This is a genomic window from Stutzerimonas stutzeri (assembly GCF_002890895.1).
Taxonomy (GTDB): domain Bacteria; phylum Pseudomonadota; class Gammaproteobacteria; order Pseudomonadales; family Pseudomonadaceae; genus Stutzerimonas; species Stutzerimonas stutzeri_AB.
The window spans coordinates 82,604-97,999 of the sequence record NZ_POUL01000013.1 but is presented as its reverse complement, the minus strand read 5'-3'; the positions used below and the strand labels follow the sequence as shown (position 1 = coordinate 97,999).

The window sequence follows — 15,396 nt, the reverse complement described above, 5'->3', positions numbered from 1 at the left end:
CTTGTAGTGACGTGTCAAATCGCGCGTTCGTTGAGCAGACGGCCGATCTGCTCGGCCTGGCGCAGGGCCAGCGCGACGATGGTGAGGGTGGGGTTCTGGCCGCCGCTGGTGGTGAACTGGCTGCCATCGGAGACGAACAGGTTGGGGATGTCATGGCTCTGGCCCCACTTGTTCACCACGCCGTCACGCGCCTTGGCGCTCATGCGGTTGGTGCCCATGTTGTGGCTGGCCGGGTAGGGCGGCAGCTCGATGATGTCGGTGGCGCCGGCGGCCTCGTAGCACTTGGCGGTAGCGGCGACGCCGTGCTTGCGCATGGCGGCGTCCATCGGGTGGTCGCTCTTGGTCACTACCGGGATCGGCAGGCCGTACTGGTCCTTTTCGCTGTCATGCAGGGTGATGCGGTTGTTCTCCAGCGGCAGGTCCTCGCCACACAGCCAGACCCCGGACATGTGGTTGTACTTCTCCATCCGCGAAGTGAACTGGCGGCCCCAACCCTGGGGCGTGGGGTCAAGGAAGGCGGAGAGGAAGGGCAGGCCGAGAGCAAGGATTTCCAGGCGGTAACCGCCGACGAAACCGCGCGACGGATCGTTGTAGGACTCGTCGGAAATGACCCCGGCGCAGGTGGTGCCGCGGTGCATGTTCACCGGCTTGGGCATCACGGCGAAGATGCCGGCGGTGGTGTGGGTCATGTAGTTCCTGCCGACCTGGCCGGAGGAGTTGGCCAGCCCGTCGGGGAACATCGCCGAGGCGGAGTTGAGCAACAGCCGCGGCGACTCGATGGAGTTGCCTGCCACGCAGACCACGCGGGCCCTCTGCCGCTGGATGGTGCCGCTGGCATCGGCGTAGACCACGGCATTGGCGCGGCCCTTGGCGTCATGTTCGATGCGCAGCACCATCGACTGCGGCCGCACCTCGCAGTAGCCGCTGGCTTCGGCGCGGGGAATGTCGGTGTAGAGCGTCGACCACTTCGCGCCCATCTTGCAGCCCTGCATGCAGAAACCGAGCTGCTGGCAGGCGGCGCGATCGTCGTAGGGCTCAGTGTTGATTGCCATCGGCCCGGAGAGGATCTCCTTGTAGCCGACCCGCTTGGCACCGGTGGCCAGCACCTTGAAGGAGTTGTGCCAGGGGTGATAGTCCATGCCGGTGCTCGGCCCGGTCACGCCCATGTGCTTCTCGGCCTTCTCGTACCAGGGCGCCATCTCGTCCAGCGTCACCGGCCAGTCGAGCAGGTTGGCGCCGGCGATGTCGCCGTTGATGCTCTGCATCTTGAATTCGAAGTCGCGGAAGCGCAGGGCAATGCCGGCCCAGTGCACCGTGCTGCCGCCGACCGCCTTGACGATCCACGCGGGCAGGGTTGGATTATTCTCGGCGAGGTGCCAGCCGCCGGCGGCCTGGCGTTTGTCGAGCCAGGAGATCTTCTTGAACATCGCCCACTCGTCGTTCTCGATATCGTCGAGGCTGAAACGCTTGCCAGCTTCGAGTACCACGCTGCGAATTTTCTGTTTGGCCAGCGCGTTGGCGAGCGTCCCGCCGCCCGCACCGGAGCCGATGATCACCACGACGCCATCGTCGTCCTGGGCAAAAGTTGCCATGGGGTGTTCCTCATCTTGTTCTTGTTGTTATCCCGTGTGCACGGGGCGTTCAGAGCCAGTTCAGGTCGTCGAAGCCACGGTTGACGTAACCGCCGTACTCCCAGGACGAACCCTCGTAGCCGAACAGCGGAAACAGCGCCTTGTTGTCATACAGGCCGAACATCAGACTGCTGCGCACGGCCTTGAAAAACGGGGTGGTTTCGATGTCGGTCAGCAGCGCCACGCGCTCGGCCTCGTCAAGCTGTTCGAATGGCGAGTCGTAGGCTTTGCGCGCCTGTTGCTGCAGTTCGTCCAGGCCGCGAGCGACCAGGGCTGGCTGCTCGCCCACCAGACCGAGCAAGGGCAGCACATAGTGGTGGTCGCTGATGAACGCGTGGGGGAAGACGTCACGGCCCATGCGCAATAAGCCATCGGGTAGGGCTGGCAGCCGCTCATCGGCGAGCAGGTTCACCGGGATCAGTTGCGACAGGCTGAGTGCCAGCATCGACTGGCTTGAAAGGGACAGAAAACGTCGCCGGTTTAGCGTGCCGTGCGGGCGAGTTGAATCGTGCATGACATAGCTCCTGATTATTACCGGCAGTTCCGTGCTGATCGGAATGCTGGCGATCTTGTTATGCGAAGAGTGTGTTCCGCAAAACAGTAAAAGCAGGTGTCATGCCAACTTTAGTTAAAGACATTTAATTAACTTAAGGTGCTGATTTATAGGCGTTTTCAATAATTTCGTGGTGTTGCAGCCTTCAATGTGTAAAGCAATTCAGGCGTTACACCTGTAAAGCGCTGTAAAGCGGTTTACAGTGCAGCGGCAAATAACATGAATAGATAAAGTGCTTCTAAAGTTCAGGATGGTCTGTTCGGCTCAATGGTTTATCCTCTGCTTATCGCACAACAATAAAATGTATCGCTGGAGTCGCCCGCGTCAGATCTGGCGCGAGCGCTTCAAGGAGGAGGCATGAACCTGCTATCCGGTCCTGTCAATCATGTTGATGCAGTGCTGTCGTTGGCCAATGCACCGCATCTGCCCGGTGATCGCGACCCGATCATCGCGCGATCATGGCGTCGCTGCGTGCATGACTATGGCCTGGACCCGGCGCACCCGGCTGAGGCCCGTTTCGTGCCGCGGCAGGTGCTGCGCGAACATCAGGATCAGGCCGACGAGCTGATCAACGTTGCCCGCGCCGGGGTCGAGCAGCTGTACCGGCAGATCGCAGAGCTGGGTTACGTCATCCTCCTAACCGACAACCGAGGCATCGCCGTGCAGTTTCTCGGCGATCCGGCCGACGAGAAGGCGCATCGCAAGACCGGCCTGTTCCTTGGTTCGGACTGGGGCGAAGACCACGCCGGCACCTGTGCAGTCGGTACCTGTATCAAGGAGCAGCAGGCGCTGACCTGTCACCAGCAGGATCATTTCAGCGTCTGGCACACCAACCTCACCTGTACCGCCGTGCCCATGTTCAACCCGCACGGGCAGTTGCTAGCCGTGCTGGATATCTCTGCGCTGCGTTCGCCTCCGACGAAGGATTCCCAGACCTTTGCCCTGCAGCTGGTCAAGCAGTACGCGCGAATGATCGAGGACGCCTACTTCATGCGCGTTTACCGCGAGCGGCCGATTCTCTGTTTCGACGGTTCCCGCGAATTTGTCCTGATCAACCGGCGCTACCTGCTGGCCCTGGGTGACGATGGCGAGTTGCTCGCCGGCAACACAGCCGCCCGCGGTCTGCTGGCCGAGCACGGGCTGATGATGCCGGGCCCCTTCGGCACTCTGCCGCAGGCGCGCATCGATCAGCTGTTCGATTGCGAGTTGAGCGACGTGCTGAGTATCCCCTACGCCAGTCACGACCAAGTTCGCGCCTTTCGCACCCATCGCCACCAGCTGTTCTTCGCCGCCTTGATGGAGCCGCGTCGCCGTGCACCGGAGCCGGCCGAACGCAGCGTGCCCGGTGGGCATGCCGCGCTCGATGCCCTGGCCGACGATGACCCGGTGATGCGCAAGATGCTAGCCCGCGCCAAACGTCTATGCAGCGAGCCGCTGAACGTGCTGCTCAATGGCGAGACCGGCACCGGCAAGGAACGCTTGGCCAAGGCGCTGCACGAAAGCGGTTGCCGGCGCAGCAAACCTTTCGTGGCGATCAACTGCGGCGCGATGCCCGAATCGCTGATCGAAAGCGAACTGTTCGGTTATGCCTCGGGCACCTTTACCGGTGCCCGTAGCAAGGGCATGCGCGGGCTGATCCAGCAGGCCGACGGCGGCACGCTGTTCCTCGACGAAATTGGCGACATGCCGCTGCACTTGCAGACCCGGCTGTTGCGGGTGCTGGCCGAACAGGAAGTGATGCCACTGGGTGCCGAGAAACCGGTGAAGGTGGATATCCGCGTGGTTGCCGCCAGCCACCGCGACCTGCGGCAGATGGTTGAAAGTGGGGCGTTTCGCGAGGACCTGTTCTACCGCCTGAACGGCGCGGCGTTGAAACTGCCACCGCTGCGCGAACGCGCCGACAAGGGCTTCCTCATCGAGCGAGTGTTCGCCGAACTCGCCGAGGGCCGCCCGGGTAACCCGCATCTGCGCGGCGATGCCATGAGTGCGCTGCTGGCTTATCCCTGGCCGGGCAACATCCGCGAGCTGCGCAACGTGCTGCAGTATGCGCTGGCGACCTGTGAGGATGATGAAATTACGGTGCAGGACCTGCCGGACGAATGCCTGCCACCGATTCTGGCGCGCTGCCGTCAGTCGGCAGCCCCCTCCGAACCTGAGTCGGCGTCGGCACTGCGCGACCAGCTGCGTCGACACCGCTGGAACGTCAGCGCGGTGGCACGGGAGCTTGGCGTGTCGCGGCCGACGGTGTACCGGCGCATGCGCGTGCTGGGTATCGAAGCGCCGGTGTGAACGGCGCCAGGGCTCTACTCGCTGACCGGCTGTTCCGCCGGCGAGGCTTTTTCAGCGGCGATATCGAAGGCGATGCTCCAGTTGTGCAGTGGGTAGGGCTGGTGCACCAGTGCCTTGATGTTGGCTTCGGCAGGCATGAGGTCGGGCAGGTATTCGTAGGTGGCGTCGGCGCGCATCGATCGCCGTCGCGCAGCAGGCTTTGTCATAAGGCTGATCATTCCTGCCACTGTTGGTGTGGGAAGTGTCGTGTTCATCCTGCAACCAGAAGAGCGGTCTGACGTTGTAATTGGCCCGTTGCGCGTCGGGACTGTTCACGCGAAGCGCATACGTGCAGCAGCAGGCGGTCTTTGGGCGCGCCATGGATTATTGGCGAACGCGCTTTCGACGATGTCGCAGGAGGTTGGTCTGCGCCCGCATCGCCGATGGCGCATTGGCTATGCTGTCGCGAATTCAAGCGATGCTCGTGCAGCGATTGGCAGCAGACTTCGGCGCGCAGAACGATGCCGGTGCCGGCGATTATCATTTAAATCATCCCGTTAGCAGAGGAGCGATCCATGAGCCATAAAGCGATATTCGTACAGCCCGGGGGCGGCTACGACCGGGTCGTCGTCGGCACCAGCGAGGCGGCCACGCCAGGGGCCGGTGAAATCACCGTGCGGCTGCGCGCCAACTCACTCAACTATCACGATTTCGCGGTCGTGAGCGGTATGTGGGGGCCGAGCGAACCGCGCATACCCATGGCCGATGGTGCTGGTGAGGTAGTCGCGGTGGGTACGGGCGTGAGTGAATTCGTAGTTGGTGATGCGGTGGTTAGCACCTTCTTCCCCGACTGGTTGGCCGGTGAACCGCTGATCGAAGGCTTCGCCACGGTGCCTGGCGATGGCATCGATGGCTATGCCCGTGAGATGGTCACCGCTCGTGCCACCTCGTTCACCCATGCACCCAAGGGCTACAGCCATGCCGAGGCGGCGACCCTGACCACCGCCGGTCTCACCGCCTGGCGTGCGCTAATGGCTGACGGCAAGCTGAAGCCCGGCGACAGTGTGCTGATCCAGGGCACCGGCGGTGTTTCCATCTTCGCCCTGCAATTTGCCAAGATGGCTGGTGCCACGGTCATTGCCACCTCGTCCAGCGATGCGAAGCTTGAGCGCCTGCGCGAGATGGGAGCCGATCATCTGATCAACTATTGCAGCACGCCGGCCTGGGGCGAGACGGTGCGTCAGCTCACCGACGGCCGTGGCGTCGACCATGTGATCGAAGTGGGCGGCCCGGCAACGCTGGAGCAGTCCATGGTGGCCGCGCGCATCGGCGGGCACATCTCGGTCATCGGTATTCTCACCGGTGTTGCCGGCGAGCTGCCGCTGGTGCCGGCGCTGGTGCGCCAGTTGCGTCTGCAGGGCGTACTGGTCGGCAGCCGCACACAGCAGCAGGAGATGATCCGCGCCATCGATGCCAATGGCATTCGCCCGGTGATCGACAAGCATTTCGCAGTGGACGATATCGTCGAGGCGTTCCGCTACCAGGAAACCAACCAGCACTTCGGCAAGATCTGTCTGGATATCTGAGGCGTGAACCGGCGGCGGCAGCGTTTGTAATGTGCGGCAACGCTACCGGCGATGTTCGTGTATGACTCTCAAGCCTCTCATTTCTTGCAAGGCCATCTGTCCGCCGCCCAGACCATTGTGGCCGATGACGTCTGCGGCTGTTCCATGGACGCGGCTTTCACCCGGGCTTTGGAAAATTGATCGTCGACTGGTTGCTAAGCGGCGTGCTGTTGGTGCTGTTCCATGAACGGAGCGAGATGAAACCGGAGGCACTGAAGCAGATGCTCTTGGCACTCGTTGCTACTCTGGATCTGGCAGCAGAGCTCTGCCCGGCATCTATTGCTTCAGCTACGCTGTCTGCCGAATGCGACGACCGAGTTGTTGCTCGTCGATGTGGCTGCCGAGTGCCAGATTAGCAAGAGCGGCCTGCGTTACACGTTTGATCTCGGGCGCAGACAGGGTCATGGAATGCCTGCTCCGCGGCATGCGCTGCGGCCGGCAATGAGGAAGGGATAGATTTCAGTTTCATTTGCTAGGGACAGCCTGTTTCAGTCAAAGCAATCCCATTCATCCCTGAGGCTGTGCTGCCCACGGCGCAACGATGTGCACATCCGCAATAAGCAGCTGCGCCGCCACCATCCAGACCACAGCACCGATCAACCCCAACGACAGATGCCCAACCACGATGCCGATCGCGATCTGTTTCCAGAGACCGGCATGTTGGTTGGTAGGGGCGGCAACGGTGCGATAGGGCGTTTCGCGCTCGGCGCGGATGTTGTCGAAGTCGTCTCTCATGGTGCGCTCTCGATGCGGCTGGCTAAACGGCAAGCACAAAAAAAGGGTCCAGCTTTCGCTGAACCCTTTCTTGAATTTGGTGGCTACGCAGGGACTTGAACCCCGGACCCCAGCATTATGAATGCTATGCTCTAACCAACTGAGCTACGTAGCCAAGTGGCGCGCATTATTCGCGCCGAGCGGTTGCGTGTCAACCCTCAGGGTGTGCTTTTTCTACCTGCTTTTTCAAATGCTTATGCCACCGGTCCGACCGTCGTCGGTGCGCTGTCGATCAAGTCCATTTTGGCGGGAATACGAGGGTGGCCAGGCGCTCGCTGCAGTCGGGCGCGGCGATCTGATGCTTCTGCTCGTTGTCATTCGCAGCACCTGCGCTAGAGGCTGGCAGCGAGGTGTTCGCGCTTGTGCTAGTCGAGGCGAAAGTCAGGGTGTTTCAGCCGGCCGACGCGGTTTACAGCCGCAATACCACGTTGGCTGCGAGGATCACCTGTTTCCATAGTGCCCTGAGCGAGTTCCAGGGTGAACATGCCTGGACGGGTCACAGATGACCGGTCCGAACGATGCATCGCCAGACCTGCCTAATCCCTCAGGCACATATGCTAGGAGATCGATCATGCTCAGCATTACCTTTCCAAGCGATCCACCGCTCCATCCCTGGCAGGCGGACGAATCGCCGATGAACGACCTCGACGACGCCGAGAGTGACACTGAACTGGACGATGGCGGTGTTCTACCGGACGAAGTACTCGAGCAGCTGGAAAAAGAGCCGCCACCTCCGGACCCGATGCCTGATCCCGGCGTTATGTAGCGGTTAGGTTGTGCTTATCGATAGGCGTGCCGGCGGTTTGCAGCTGTGAGGCTAGCGCGCTCCGGCTCTGTATCCAGGTGTGAGGGTCACCGCGCCGCTTCTGCGCGACAGATCAGTCGCTTACGGCTGGCGACTGCCCGCGACTTTAGTTGAGCTGGCACCCAGTCAATCCAGCCCCTCAACGGATCGAAATTGAACGGGTGAGTAGTTTCGGTCAACGTCTGTCACTGATGGCGCTGGCCATACACTCATGACTTGTGCCTGAGACACCGCGCTTTTCCGTGCTTGGGCATTACGGACGGGGATCCTAGGCATAAGCGTGGTACAAGTTCTTTTCGATTCCGTTACGCCGCCTGCCGCCAGGGTGCGTAACAATACTCCACCCTTGCTTTAGAGACGTTAACGCATGAACAGGCGGTTGCTAGTTGTTGCGCTGCTGATTGGCTTGCATGTGTTCGTCGGTGTCACGCTGATTCCAGATCTGTCCCTCGGGATGTTCGGTAGCGTATTGGCGTGGGGTTATCTCTTGCTCTCGGCTGTGCTGATGCGTTTCGGCGTGCTGGTGCGCGGCGCCGGGAGTGCGCTGCTGGCGTGGTCCGGGTTGTTGGCGATGGGCATCTTTTCCAGCCTGGCGATTTTCGCATTGCTGCGCGCCTTTGTTTTGGTGGTGGCCTCGCTGCTCGGTTGGGAGTCGGCTGCTATTGGGCGAGGCTCAGCGTTGGCGGTGATCGTTGCGGTCGCAGCGGTCACCCTGTTCGGTGTGCTCAATGCACGGCGCACGGCTCGTGTGGTTGAACGCAGCATCGCGCTGCGAGATCTTCCGCCTGAGCTGGAGGGCTTCAGCATCGTGCAGCTCAGCGACATCCACGTGGGGCCGACGATCAAGCAGGACTACATCGATGCGATCGTCAGGCGGGTCAACGGGCTGTCGCCGGACCTCATCGTGATTACCGGTGATCTGGTAGATGGCAGCGTTGCCGATCTGGCCGATGATATTGCCCCGTTGGCGCAATTAAGCGCGCGGCATGGTACGTATGTGGTGACCGGCAATCACGAGTACTACTCCGGTGCGGACAGCTGGATTTCCGAGTTCGAGCGGCTGGGTATGGCCGTGCTGCTCAATCGTCATGTTCAGCTCGAACACGGCGACGCACGTATGGTGTTGGCAGGCATCGCCGATTATTCGGCCGAGCTGTTTCGTCCCAGCCATCGCAGCGATCCGGTCGCAGCATTTGCCGGTGCGCCCGATGACGTGCCGCGACTCCTGCTGGCGCACCAGCCCCGTTCGGCCAAGGCCGCGTCGGAGGTGGGCTGCGATCTGCAGTTGTCGGGGCATACGCACGGCGGGCAGTTCTGGCCCTGGATGCATCTCGTGCGCTGGCAGCAACCATGGGTGGCAGGGTTGCAGCGCGTCGGTGAGATGCAGATCTATATCAGCCGTGGCACGGGTTATTGGGGGCCGCCGCTGCGCTTTGGTGCGCCGTCGGAGATCACGAGAATTCGTTTGGTCAGGGCTGTTTGAGTCAGAAACTAGCTCGCCAATGACTCGCGGCGCAGCAGCGCGTAATCCTGGCCTTCTTGTTGCCCGCGGCGTAGCGGATTGCGTGTGCAGTGCGCGGCAAAACCCGCATCCACGAAGCGGTAGGGCAGATGCTCGTCGCGGCCGGCCGGGATGCCCAGGCGTGTTGTCTGGATGATGTCCGGACGTGCGCCAATGTCGTCCACGCGCAGTCTGGCAGGGTCCATGCGCTGGGCATTCCACTCTGCAACCTTCAGCCCCAGGGCCTTGCATAACAGTGTCTGGCCGGAGCAGAGCCGGGTCAGGGGACGTGGGCCGCCTGCGGCCGAGGGGCTGTTGGTGCGCATGCGTTCGATGGATTCCTCACATGACAGCGAGTCGACCCATGGATATCCAGCCTTGATGCAGACGGCGTTGCCGTTCCCTTGCACGCTGAAGTTGAGCGAGTCCCCGCCGCGTGAATAATAAAGATAGAGATGGCCGGCTGGCATGAACATGGCGCGCCGCGAGGGGCTTTGGCCGAGCGATGAATGACTGGCTTTCTCTTCGATGTAGTAGGCCTCAGTCTCGATGATGCGCGCCGACAACCACAGCCCGTCTACGCAGTGGCGAATGACGGTTCCAAGCAATGCCTGAGCGACGACTTGCGCGTCCCGGTCGAAAAAGGCGTCGTCGAGGTGCTGCAGCGGTGGTTCGGTGAGGCTGTTCATCTGGGCTCCGGCTTCGGCAGGTCTGCCTGTTCCGACCGCGCAAGCGGGGCGAATATTCCGCGGATGATGGTCAGATTCCGTACCGGTCGTCAGTCAGATGCTTGGAGCAGACGCTTTTCCCGACTGTTCAGCAGGACGAGTTTGCGGCTCGGGATGCAAAAAGCCCCGCGTGAGCGAGGCTTTTTGAGAGTTGCATCAAGCGCATGCCGAGCTGGCGATTTCGCTTACACGTTGAAGCGGAAGTGCATCACGTCGCCGTCCTTGATGATGTATTCCTTGCCTTCCAGGCGCCATTTGCCGGCTTCCTTGGCGCCGGCTTCGCCTTTGTACTGAATGAAGTCGTTATAGGCGACCACTTCGGCGCGGATGAAGCCTTTCTCGAAATCGGTGTGGATCACGCCGGCACCCTGGGGGGCGGTGGCGCCGATCTTCACGGTCCAGGCGCGGACTTCCTTCACGCCAGCGGTGAAGTAGGTCTGCAGGTTGAGCAGTTCATAGCCGGCACGAATCACGCGGTTCAAACCAGGCTCTTCGAGGCCGAGCGATTCGAGGAACATGTCCTTTTCCTCGCCATCGTCCAGTTCGGCAATTTCCGCTTCGATCTTGTTGCACACCGGCACCACGATGGCACCTTCTTCGGCTGCGATGGCGTTTACCACGTCCAGATGCGGGTTGTTCTCGAAACCGTCTTCGGCAACGTTGGCGATATACATTACCGGCTTGCTGGTCAGCAGGTGGAAACCCTTGGCCAGCTGCATCTCGTCCTCACCCAGCTTCTTCAGCAGCGTGCGGGCCGGCTTGCCTTCGGTGAAGTGCGGGATCAGCTTTTCCAGCAGCGCTTTCTGTGCGACGGCTTCCTTGTCGCCGCCCTTGGCGTTGCGTGTGACGCGCTGCAGTTGCTTTTCGCAGCTGTCGAGGTCAGCAAAGATCAGTTCCAGTTCGATGATTTCGATGTCGCGCTTGGGGTCGACCGAGTTGGAGACGTGAATGACGTTCTCGTCTTCAAAGCAGCGCACCACGTGGGCAATGGCATCGGTTTCGCGGATGTTGGCTAGAAACTTGTTGCCCAGACCTTCGCCTTTGGAAGCGCCTTCAACGAGGCCGGCGATGTCGACGAACTCCATGGTAGTCGGCAGGATTCGCTCGGGCTTGACGATGTCGGCCAGGGCCTGCAGGCGCGGATCGGGCATCGGTACGATGCCGCTGTTCGGCTCGATGGTGCAGAAGGGGAAGTTTTCCGCAGCGATGCCGGACTTGGTCAGCGCGTTGAACAGGGTGGACTTGCCGACGTTGGGCAGGCCGACGATGCCGCAATTGAATCCCATGGTGTCTTGCCTCGGTACTGGCTGGCAGCGGATGCGCTACCGGCGTTGCCAAACTGCGTTAAACGGCTTCGTGATGCGCTGCAGTGCAAGCTTTCCGCTCAGCCGTTGCCTTGTCTTACGGTCCCGCGTCGAGTTCGATCAGGCCTTCTGGCTGTGCAGACGCTGCATCGCACGCGTCCAGTCACCGGCAAGAATCTCGGGTAGGACGTCGAACGTGAAGTCGATGCTGGCGTTGAGCTTTTCGCGCTCGGCCTGGGGCGCCCGGCCCAATACATAACCGGTTACCAGACTGCTGTGGCCTGGATGACCGATGCCCAGACGCAGGCGGTAGAAATTGTTCTGATTGCCGAGCTTGGCAATGATGTCGCGAAGCCCGTTATGCCCGCCATGGCCGCCGCCCTGTTTGAGCTTGACAATGCCGGGGGGCATGTCGAGTTCATCGTGGGCAACCAGGATAGACTCGGGGGGAATACGGAAAAATCCAGCCAGTGCAGCCACCGCTTGACCGCTGCGGTTCATGAAGGTGGTGGGGATCAACAGGCGGACATCTTCGTCCTGATGGCGAAACTTGCCGACCAGGCCGAAATACTTGCGATCGGCGCTGAGGTTGACGCCCTTGTGGGCAGCCAGACGCTCAACGAAAAGGGCCCCTGCGTTATGCCGGGTCTGGTCGTATTCAGGGCCTGGATTACCCAGGCCGACGATCAGTTTAACGGCAGTCACGACAGAGGCCCTTCCTCAGGTAATGACGAGTGGATTACTCGGCAGCGCCTTCTTCTTTCGGAGTGTCTTCCTTGCTCACGCGAGGGGCGTGAACGTTGGCAACTGGCAGGTCACTGCCGTGTGCCAGGGCGACCAGCTGAACGCCTTTCGGCAGAGTCAGGTCGGTCATGTGCAGAACCTGGCCGACTTCAACCTTGGCCATGTCGACCTCGATGAACTCCGGCAGGTCTTGCGGCATGCAGGACACTTCGACTTCGTTGATGTTGTGCAGGATTTCGCCACCCTGCTGCTTCACGCCAACCGAGGTTTCCTGGTTGATGAAGTGCAGCGGAACGGTAGCGGTCAGCTTGTGACCTTCGACGACACGGACGAAGTCAGCGTGCAGGACGAAGCTCTTGGCCGGATGACGCTGCAGTGCCTTGATCAGAACGGATTCGTTCTGGCCATCGACATTCAGGGTCAGCACGTGGCTGAAGGAGGCTTCGTTTTCCAGCATCTTGGCCAGGTCTTTGGCCAGCAGGCTGATGGACTGCGGGGCTTTGTCACCACCGTAGATTACGGCCGGGACGAGGCTGGCGTTACGACGCAGGCGGCGGCTCGCACCTTTCCCCAGGTCGGAACGCACTTGGGCATTCAGAGTGAAATCAGTCATTGTGTTTCTCCAGGATAACAACGCACCCGAAACGCTCGCGACCAGCGCTACCGGGCGGTTGGGCAAAAAACCCCGCACGAGGCGGGGCACATTTTCGTTCTGCGCAAAGGGCTAAGCGTTGGGCTTAGCGGAACATCGCGCTGATCGATTCAGCATTGCTGATGCGGCGAACCGCTTCAGCCACCATTGGCGCGATGTCCAGCTGGCGAATACGGGTACAGGCTTGCGCCGCTGCGGACAGCGGAATGGTATTGGTCACGACCAGTTCGTCGAGAACCGAGCCTTCGATGTTCTCGATGGCGCGACCGGACAGAATCGGGTGTGTGCAATACGCAAAGACCTTGGCAGCGCCATGATCTTTCAGAGCAGTAGCGGCGTGGCACAGCGTGCCGGCGGTATCGACCATGTCATCGACGAGGATGCAGGTACGACCTTCGATATCACCAATGATGTGCATCACCTCAGACTGGTTAGCCTTCGGGCGACGCTTGTCGATGATCGCCAGATCCACACCCAGCGACTTGGCGACGGCACGAGCACGCACCACGCCACCAATATCGGGGGAGACGATCATCAGATTCTCGAAGCGCTGAGCCTGGATGTCATCAACCAGGACCGGCGAGCCGTAGATGTTATCCACGGGCATGTCGAAGAAGCCCTGAATCTGATCGGCGTGTAGGTCGACCGTGAGGACGCGGTTAACGCCTACCACATCGAGCATGTCGGCCACGACCTTGGCACTGATCGGCACACGTGCGGAGCGCGGACGGCGATCCTGACGGGCGTAACCAAAGTAGGGGATGACGGCTGTGATGCGAGTGGCGGAGGACCGGCGGAAGGCGTCTGCCATCACAACCAGTTCCATCAGATTGTCGTTGGTGGGAGCACAGGTCGGCTGAATCAGGAAGACGTCCTTACCGCGAACGTTCTCATTGATCTCGACACTGATTTCGCCGTCGGAGAATTTACCGACGTAGGCGTCACCGAGAGGGATATGCAGCTGACGTACAACACGCCGGGCCAGGTCGGGGTTGGCATTCCCCGTGAAGACCATCATCTTGGACACGCGCAGTACCTGCCTGAGGGTGGATCCGATGAAACAAAAAGCTGTTCAAAAGGCCAGGCGTTTTGAACAGCTCTCGTGATGTTTGGCAGGGGCGGCTGGATTCGAACCAACGCATGCCAGGATCAAAACCTGGTGCCTTACCGCTTGGCGACGCCCCTGTAGATGTAACCCTGAAAAGTGCTTGTCCGGCTGTACTAACCCCGAAAGGTTATGGCAGGGGCGGCTGGATTCGAACCAACGCATGCCAGGATCAAAACCTGGTGCCTTACCGCTTGGCGACGCCCCTGTAACGTACAACCTCTAACCACTTGCTTCCTGTGCCAGCTTTGCGAGCTTTCGGTGCAGCATCGAAATGTTGCGGCCTTGAGCCGTAAATGCTGGTAAATCGGCTGGAAGTTGGCGGCAAACTTTATCAGCCTCACCTTTGTTTGGGAAGCTCCCAAACACACAAGCTCCAGTGCCGGTCATTCTTGCTGGAACAAATTTGTTCAACAAGCTCAAAGCGTTACGAACTTCTGGGTAACGCCTCTCGACTACCGGCTGACAGTCGTTATGACCGCCCCCTGCAAGAAGGCTGCGAACTGTAATGGCCGGGGTATTGCGTGTCAACTCTGGGTCGGAAAATATTTCCGCTGTACTAACAGAGACTTGCGGAGCGACGACAAGGTACCAGGGTTCGCTCAATTCGACCGGTTGCAGGCGTTCACCGACCCCTTCTGCAAAGGCCGCGCGGCCTCTGACAAACACTGGCACGTCGGCGCCCAGGGTCAGGCCGATAGCCGCCAGTCGATCTACGCCAAGGCGAGTCTGCCAGAGGTAATCCAGGCCCAGCAGGGTAGTGGCCGCGTCGGAGCTTCCGCCGCCGATGCCGCCGCCCATGGGCAGGCGCTTGATCAGTTCTATGTCGGCGCCGAGGGTGCAGGCGCTGTGGGTCTGGAGCAGGCGTGCAGCGCGGACGATCAGGTTACTGTCGTGGCCGACGCCGGGAAGGTCCGTGTGCAATCGAATCTGTCCATCGGTTCGAGCTGTAAAGGTCAGCTCGTCACCGTGGTCAAGGAATTGAAACAGCGTTTGCAGCTCATGGTAGCCGTCGGCGCGACGGCCGAGGATATGCAGCATGAGGTTGAGTTTGGCTGGGGCGGGAAGTGTCAGCGCGCGCATCAGTGTCCGAGCTGGCGCGGTTGCCAGTCCTTCACAACCAGTGTGATCTTGAGGTCCCGGCCTGCCAGTTTGATGCGGTTTGGCAGTGTGTACCCGTCCTCCTCGGTGTAGCTCAGGTACTGAACGTCCCATCCATCCTGCTGCAGGCTGGCCAGCCGCCCGTTGGAATCAAGAGAAATGCGGCTGCGGCTATCCGGAGCGGGAAGGCCGCGTACCCAATAGAGCAGGTGGGAAACAGGCAGTTGCCATCCCAGCTGGCTTTCAACCAATGCTTCTGGCGAATCGGCCTCGAAGCGTCCCTGGCCGGCGACTTCCAGTGCCACCGCATCAGGGCGGCCTGTCAGGCGCGTGGCGCCACGCCCCAGTGGACCAGAAAGGCGGATGTCGAAGTAGCCCTGGCGCTGCAGCCAGAACAAGGTACCGCTGCCTGAATCCTGTGGGGCCTGGATGCCGATCTTACCGCTGATCTGCCAGCCATCGATCTCGCTAATGTGAGCCTTATGGGCTTTCCAGTCCTCGGCATTACCGGGTCCCTCCACTGATTCCTGCGGACCAAGACCGGCGCAACCAGCCAGCAGCAGGGCAAAGGTGGAGATCAGCAGGTTACGCATCAGCTTCATGGG

At 60.8% G+C, this 15,396-nt stretch carries 15 protein-coding genes, 3 tRNA genes and 1 pseudogene; 5 read left to right on the top strand and 14 right to left on the bottom strand.

What is annotated here, in order from left to right:
• Positions 1–14: 14 nt before the first annotated feature.
• Both CXK96_RS19205 and CXK96_RS19200 read right to left on the bottom strand, forming a co-directional pair.
• Positions 15–1,592 carry a GMC family oxidoreductase gene (locus CXK96_RS19205; protein ID WP_102838028.1) on the bottom strand — a complete coding sequence of 526 codons (1,578 nt, stop codon included), beginning with the start codon at positions 1,590–1,592 and terminating at the stop codon, positions 15–17.
• A gap of 49 nt (positions 1,593–1,641) precedes the next feature.
• Complete coding sequence (locus CXK96_RS19200) at positions 1,642–2,145, bottom strand: gluconate 2-dehydrogenase subunit 3 family protein (protein ID WP_102838027.1); 504 nt, start codon at positions 2,143–2,145, stop codon at positions 1,642–1,644.
• Between the two features lie 396 nt (positions 2,146–2,541).
• On the opposite strand from CXK96_RS19200, the gene CXK96_RS19195 reads away from it, so the two are divergent.
• Positions 2,542–4,473: a sigma-54-dependent Fis family transcriptional regulator gene (locus tag CXK96_RS19195; protein WP_102838026.1), complete on the top strand. Its 1,932-nt coding sequence runs from the start codon at positions 2,542–2,544 to the stop codon at positions 4,471–4,473.
• A gap of 14 nt (positions 4,474–4,487) precedes the next feature.
• On the opposite strand, the pseudogene CXK96_RS19190 reads toward CXK96_RS19195, so the two are convergent.
• A pseudogene (locus tag CXK96_RS19190) lies at positions 4,488–4,649 on the bottom strand (phosphate ABC transporter substrate-binding protein); the annotation flags it as partial.
• A gap of 378 nt (positions 4,650–5,027) precedes the next feature.
• Here CXK96_RS19190 and CXK96_RS19185 point away from each other — a divergent pair.
• Positions 5,028–6,038 carry a zinc-dependent alcohol dehydrogenase family protein gene (locus CXK96_RS19185; protein ID WP_102838025.1) on the top strand — a complete coding sequence of 337 codons (1,011 nt, stop codon included), beginning with the start codon at positions 5,028–5,030 and terminating at the stop codon, positions 6,036–6,038.
• Positions 6,039–6,314: 276 nt separating this feature from the next.
• On the top strand, positions 6,315–6,533 hold the full coding sequence (locus CXK96_RS21185; RefSeq protein ID WP_102838024.1) for a class I SAM-dependent methyltransferase: 219 nt from the start codon (positions 6,315–6,317) through the stop codon (positions 6,531–6,533).
• 51 nt (positions 6,534–6,584) lie between these two features.
• On the opposite strand, the gene CXK96_RS19175 is transcribed toward CXK96_RS21185, so the two are convergent.
• Positions 6,585–6,812: a hypothetical protein gene (locus CXK96_RS19175; RefSeq protein ID WP_102838023.1), complete on the bottom strand. Its 228-nt coding sequence runs from the start codon at positions 6,810–6,812 to the stop codon at positions 6,585–6,587.
• A 77-nt stretch (positions 6,813–6,889) separates the two neighbouring features.
• Positions 6,890–6,966, bottom strand: a tRNA-Met gene (locus CXK96_RS19170).
• A gap of 456 nt (positions 6,967–7,422) precedes the next feature.
• Between CXK96_RS19170 and CXK96_RS19160 the strand changes: the two genes are divergently transcribed.
• Positions 7,423–7,617, top strand: coding sequence for a hypothetical protein (locus CXK96_RS19160; RefSeq protein ID WP_102838022.1), 195 nt, complete (start codon positions 7,423–7,425; stop codon positions 7,615–7,617).
• 406 nt (positions 7,618–8,023) lie between these two features.
• Positions 8,024–9,139 (top strand): metallophosphoesterase, encoded by a 1,116-nt coding sequence (locus CXK96_RS19155; protein WP_102838021.1) that lies wholly within the window; start codon positions 8,024–8,026, stop codon positions 9,137–9,139.
• Between the two features lie 8 nt (positions 9,140–9,147).
• Here the strand turns inward: CXK96_RS19155 and CXK96_RS19150 are convergent, their stop codons facing one another.
• The 9 genes from CXK96_RS19150 to lolB all read right to left on the bottom strand — a co-directional run bounded on the left by CXK96_RS19150 (position 9,148) and on the right by lolB (position 15,393).
• Complete coding sequence (locus CXK96_RS19150) at positions 9,148–9,846, bottom strand: DNA-3-methyladenine glycosylase (protein WP_102838020.1); 699 nt, start codon at positions 9,844–9,846, stop codon at positions 9,148–9,150.
• A gap of 224 nt (positions 9,847–10,070) precedes the next feature.
• Positions 10,071–11,171, bottom strand: a complete 1,101-nt coding sequence (gene ychF / locus CXK96_RS19145) for a redox-regulated ATPase YchF (RefSeq protein ID WP_102838019.1) — start codon at positions 11,169–11,171, stop codon at positions 10,071–10,073.
• Positions 11,172–11,309: 138 nt separating this feature from the next.
• Positions 11,310–11,894, bottom strand: coding sequence for an aminoacyl-tRNA hydrolase (gene pth / locus CXK96_RS19140; protein WP_102838018.1), 585 nt, complete (start codon positions 11,892–11,894; stop codon positions 11,310–11,312).
• 34 nt (positions 11,895–11,928) lie between these two features.
• Positions 11,929–12,546, bottom strand: a complete 618-nt coding sequence (locus CXK96_RS19135; protein ID WP_102838017.1) for a 50S ribosomal protein L25/general stress protein Ctc — start codon at positions 12,544–12,546, stop codon at positions 11,929–11,931.
• A gap of 124 nt (positions 12,547–12,670) precedes the next feature.
• Complete coding sequence (locus tag CXK96_RS19130) at positions 12,671–13,612, bottom strand: ribose-phosphate pyrophosphokinase (protein WP_021208703.1); 942 nt, start codon at positions 13,610–13,612, stop codon at positions 12,671–12,673.
• An 83-nt stretch (positions 13,613–13,695) separates the two neighbouring features.
• Positions 13,696–13,770 (bottom strand) — tRNA-Gln (locus CXK96_RS19125).
• 53 nt (positions 13,771–13,823) lie between these two features.
• Positions 13,824–13,898: transfer RNA gene (locus CXK96_RS19120), tRNA-Gln, on the bottom strand.
• Positions 13,899–13,912: 14 nt separating this feature from the next.
• The gene (gene ispE, locus CXK96_RS19115; RefSeq protein ID WP_102838016.1) at positions 13,913–14,773 is read right to left on the bottom strand and encodes a 4-(cytidine 5'-diphospho)-2-C-methyl-D-erythritol kinase; all 861 of its coding nucleotides are present in this window, start codon (positions 14,771–14,773) and stop codon (positions 13,913–13,915) included.
• On the bottom strand, positions 14,773–15,393 hold the full coding sequence (lolB, locus tag CXK96_RS19110) for a lipoprotein insertase outer membrane protein LolB (protein ID WP_102838015.1): 621 nt from the start codon (positions 15,391–15,393) through the stop codon (positions 14,773–14,775). The genes ispE and lolB overlap by 1 nt, the downstream gene beginning before the upstream one ends.
• Between the last annotated feature and the right edge of the window lie 3 nt (positions 15,394–15,396).

Excerpts from the sequence above, each read along its gene's own strand:
- CXK96_RS19205 (WP_102838028.1), bottom strand. The coding sequence starts at position 1,592 with ATGGCAACTTTTGCCCAGGACGACGATGGCGTCGTGGTGATCATCGGC.
- CXK96_RS19200 (WP_102838027.1), bottom strand. The coding sequence starts at position 2,145 with ATGCACGATTCAACTCGCCCGCACGGCACGCTAAACCGGCGACGTTTT.
- CXK96_RS19195 (WP_102838026.1), top strand. The coding sequence starts at position 2,542 with ATGAACCTGCTATCCGGTCCTGTCAATCATGTTGATGCAGTGCTGTCG.
- CXK96_RS19185 (WP_102838025.1), top strand. The coding sequence starts at position 5,028 with ATGAGCCATAAAGCGATATTCGTACAGCCCGGGGGCGGCTACGACCGG.
- CXK96_RS19175 (WP_102838023.1), bottom strand. The coding sequence starts at position 6,812 with ATGAGAGACGACTTCGACAACATCCGCGCCGAGCGCGAAACGCCCTAT.
- CXK96_RS19160 (WP_102838022.1), top strand. The coding sequence starts at position 7,423 with ATGCTCAGCATTACCTTTCCAAGCGATCCACCGCTCCATCCCTGGCAG.
- CXK96_RS19155 (WP_102838021.1), top strand. The coding sequence starts at position 8,024 with ATGAACAGGCGGTTGCTAGTTGTTGCGCTGCTGATTGGCTTGCATGTG.
- CXK96_RS19150 (WP_102838020.1), bottom strand. The coding sequence starts at position 9,846 with ATGAACAGCCTCACCGAACCACCGCTGCAGCACCTCGACGACGCCTTT.
- ychF (WP_102838019.1), bottom strand. The coding sequence starts at position 11,171 with ATGGGATTCAATTGCGGCATCGTCGGCCTGCCCAACGTCGGCAAGTCC.
- CXK96_RS19135 (WP_102838017.1), bottom strand. The coding sequence starts at position 12,546 with ATGACTGATTTCACTCTGAATGCCCAAGTGCGTTCCGACCTGGGGAAA.
- ispE (WP_102838016.1), bottom strand. The coding sequence starts at position 14,773 with ATGCGCGCGCTGACACTTCCCGCCCCAGCCAAACTCAACCTCATGCTG.
- lolB (WP_102838015.1), bottom strand. The coding sequence starts at position 15,393 with ATGAAGCTGATGCGTAACCTGCTGATCTCCACCTTTGCCCTGCTGCTG.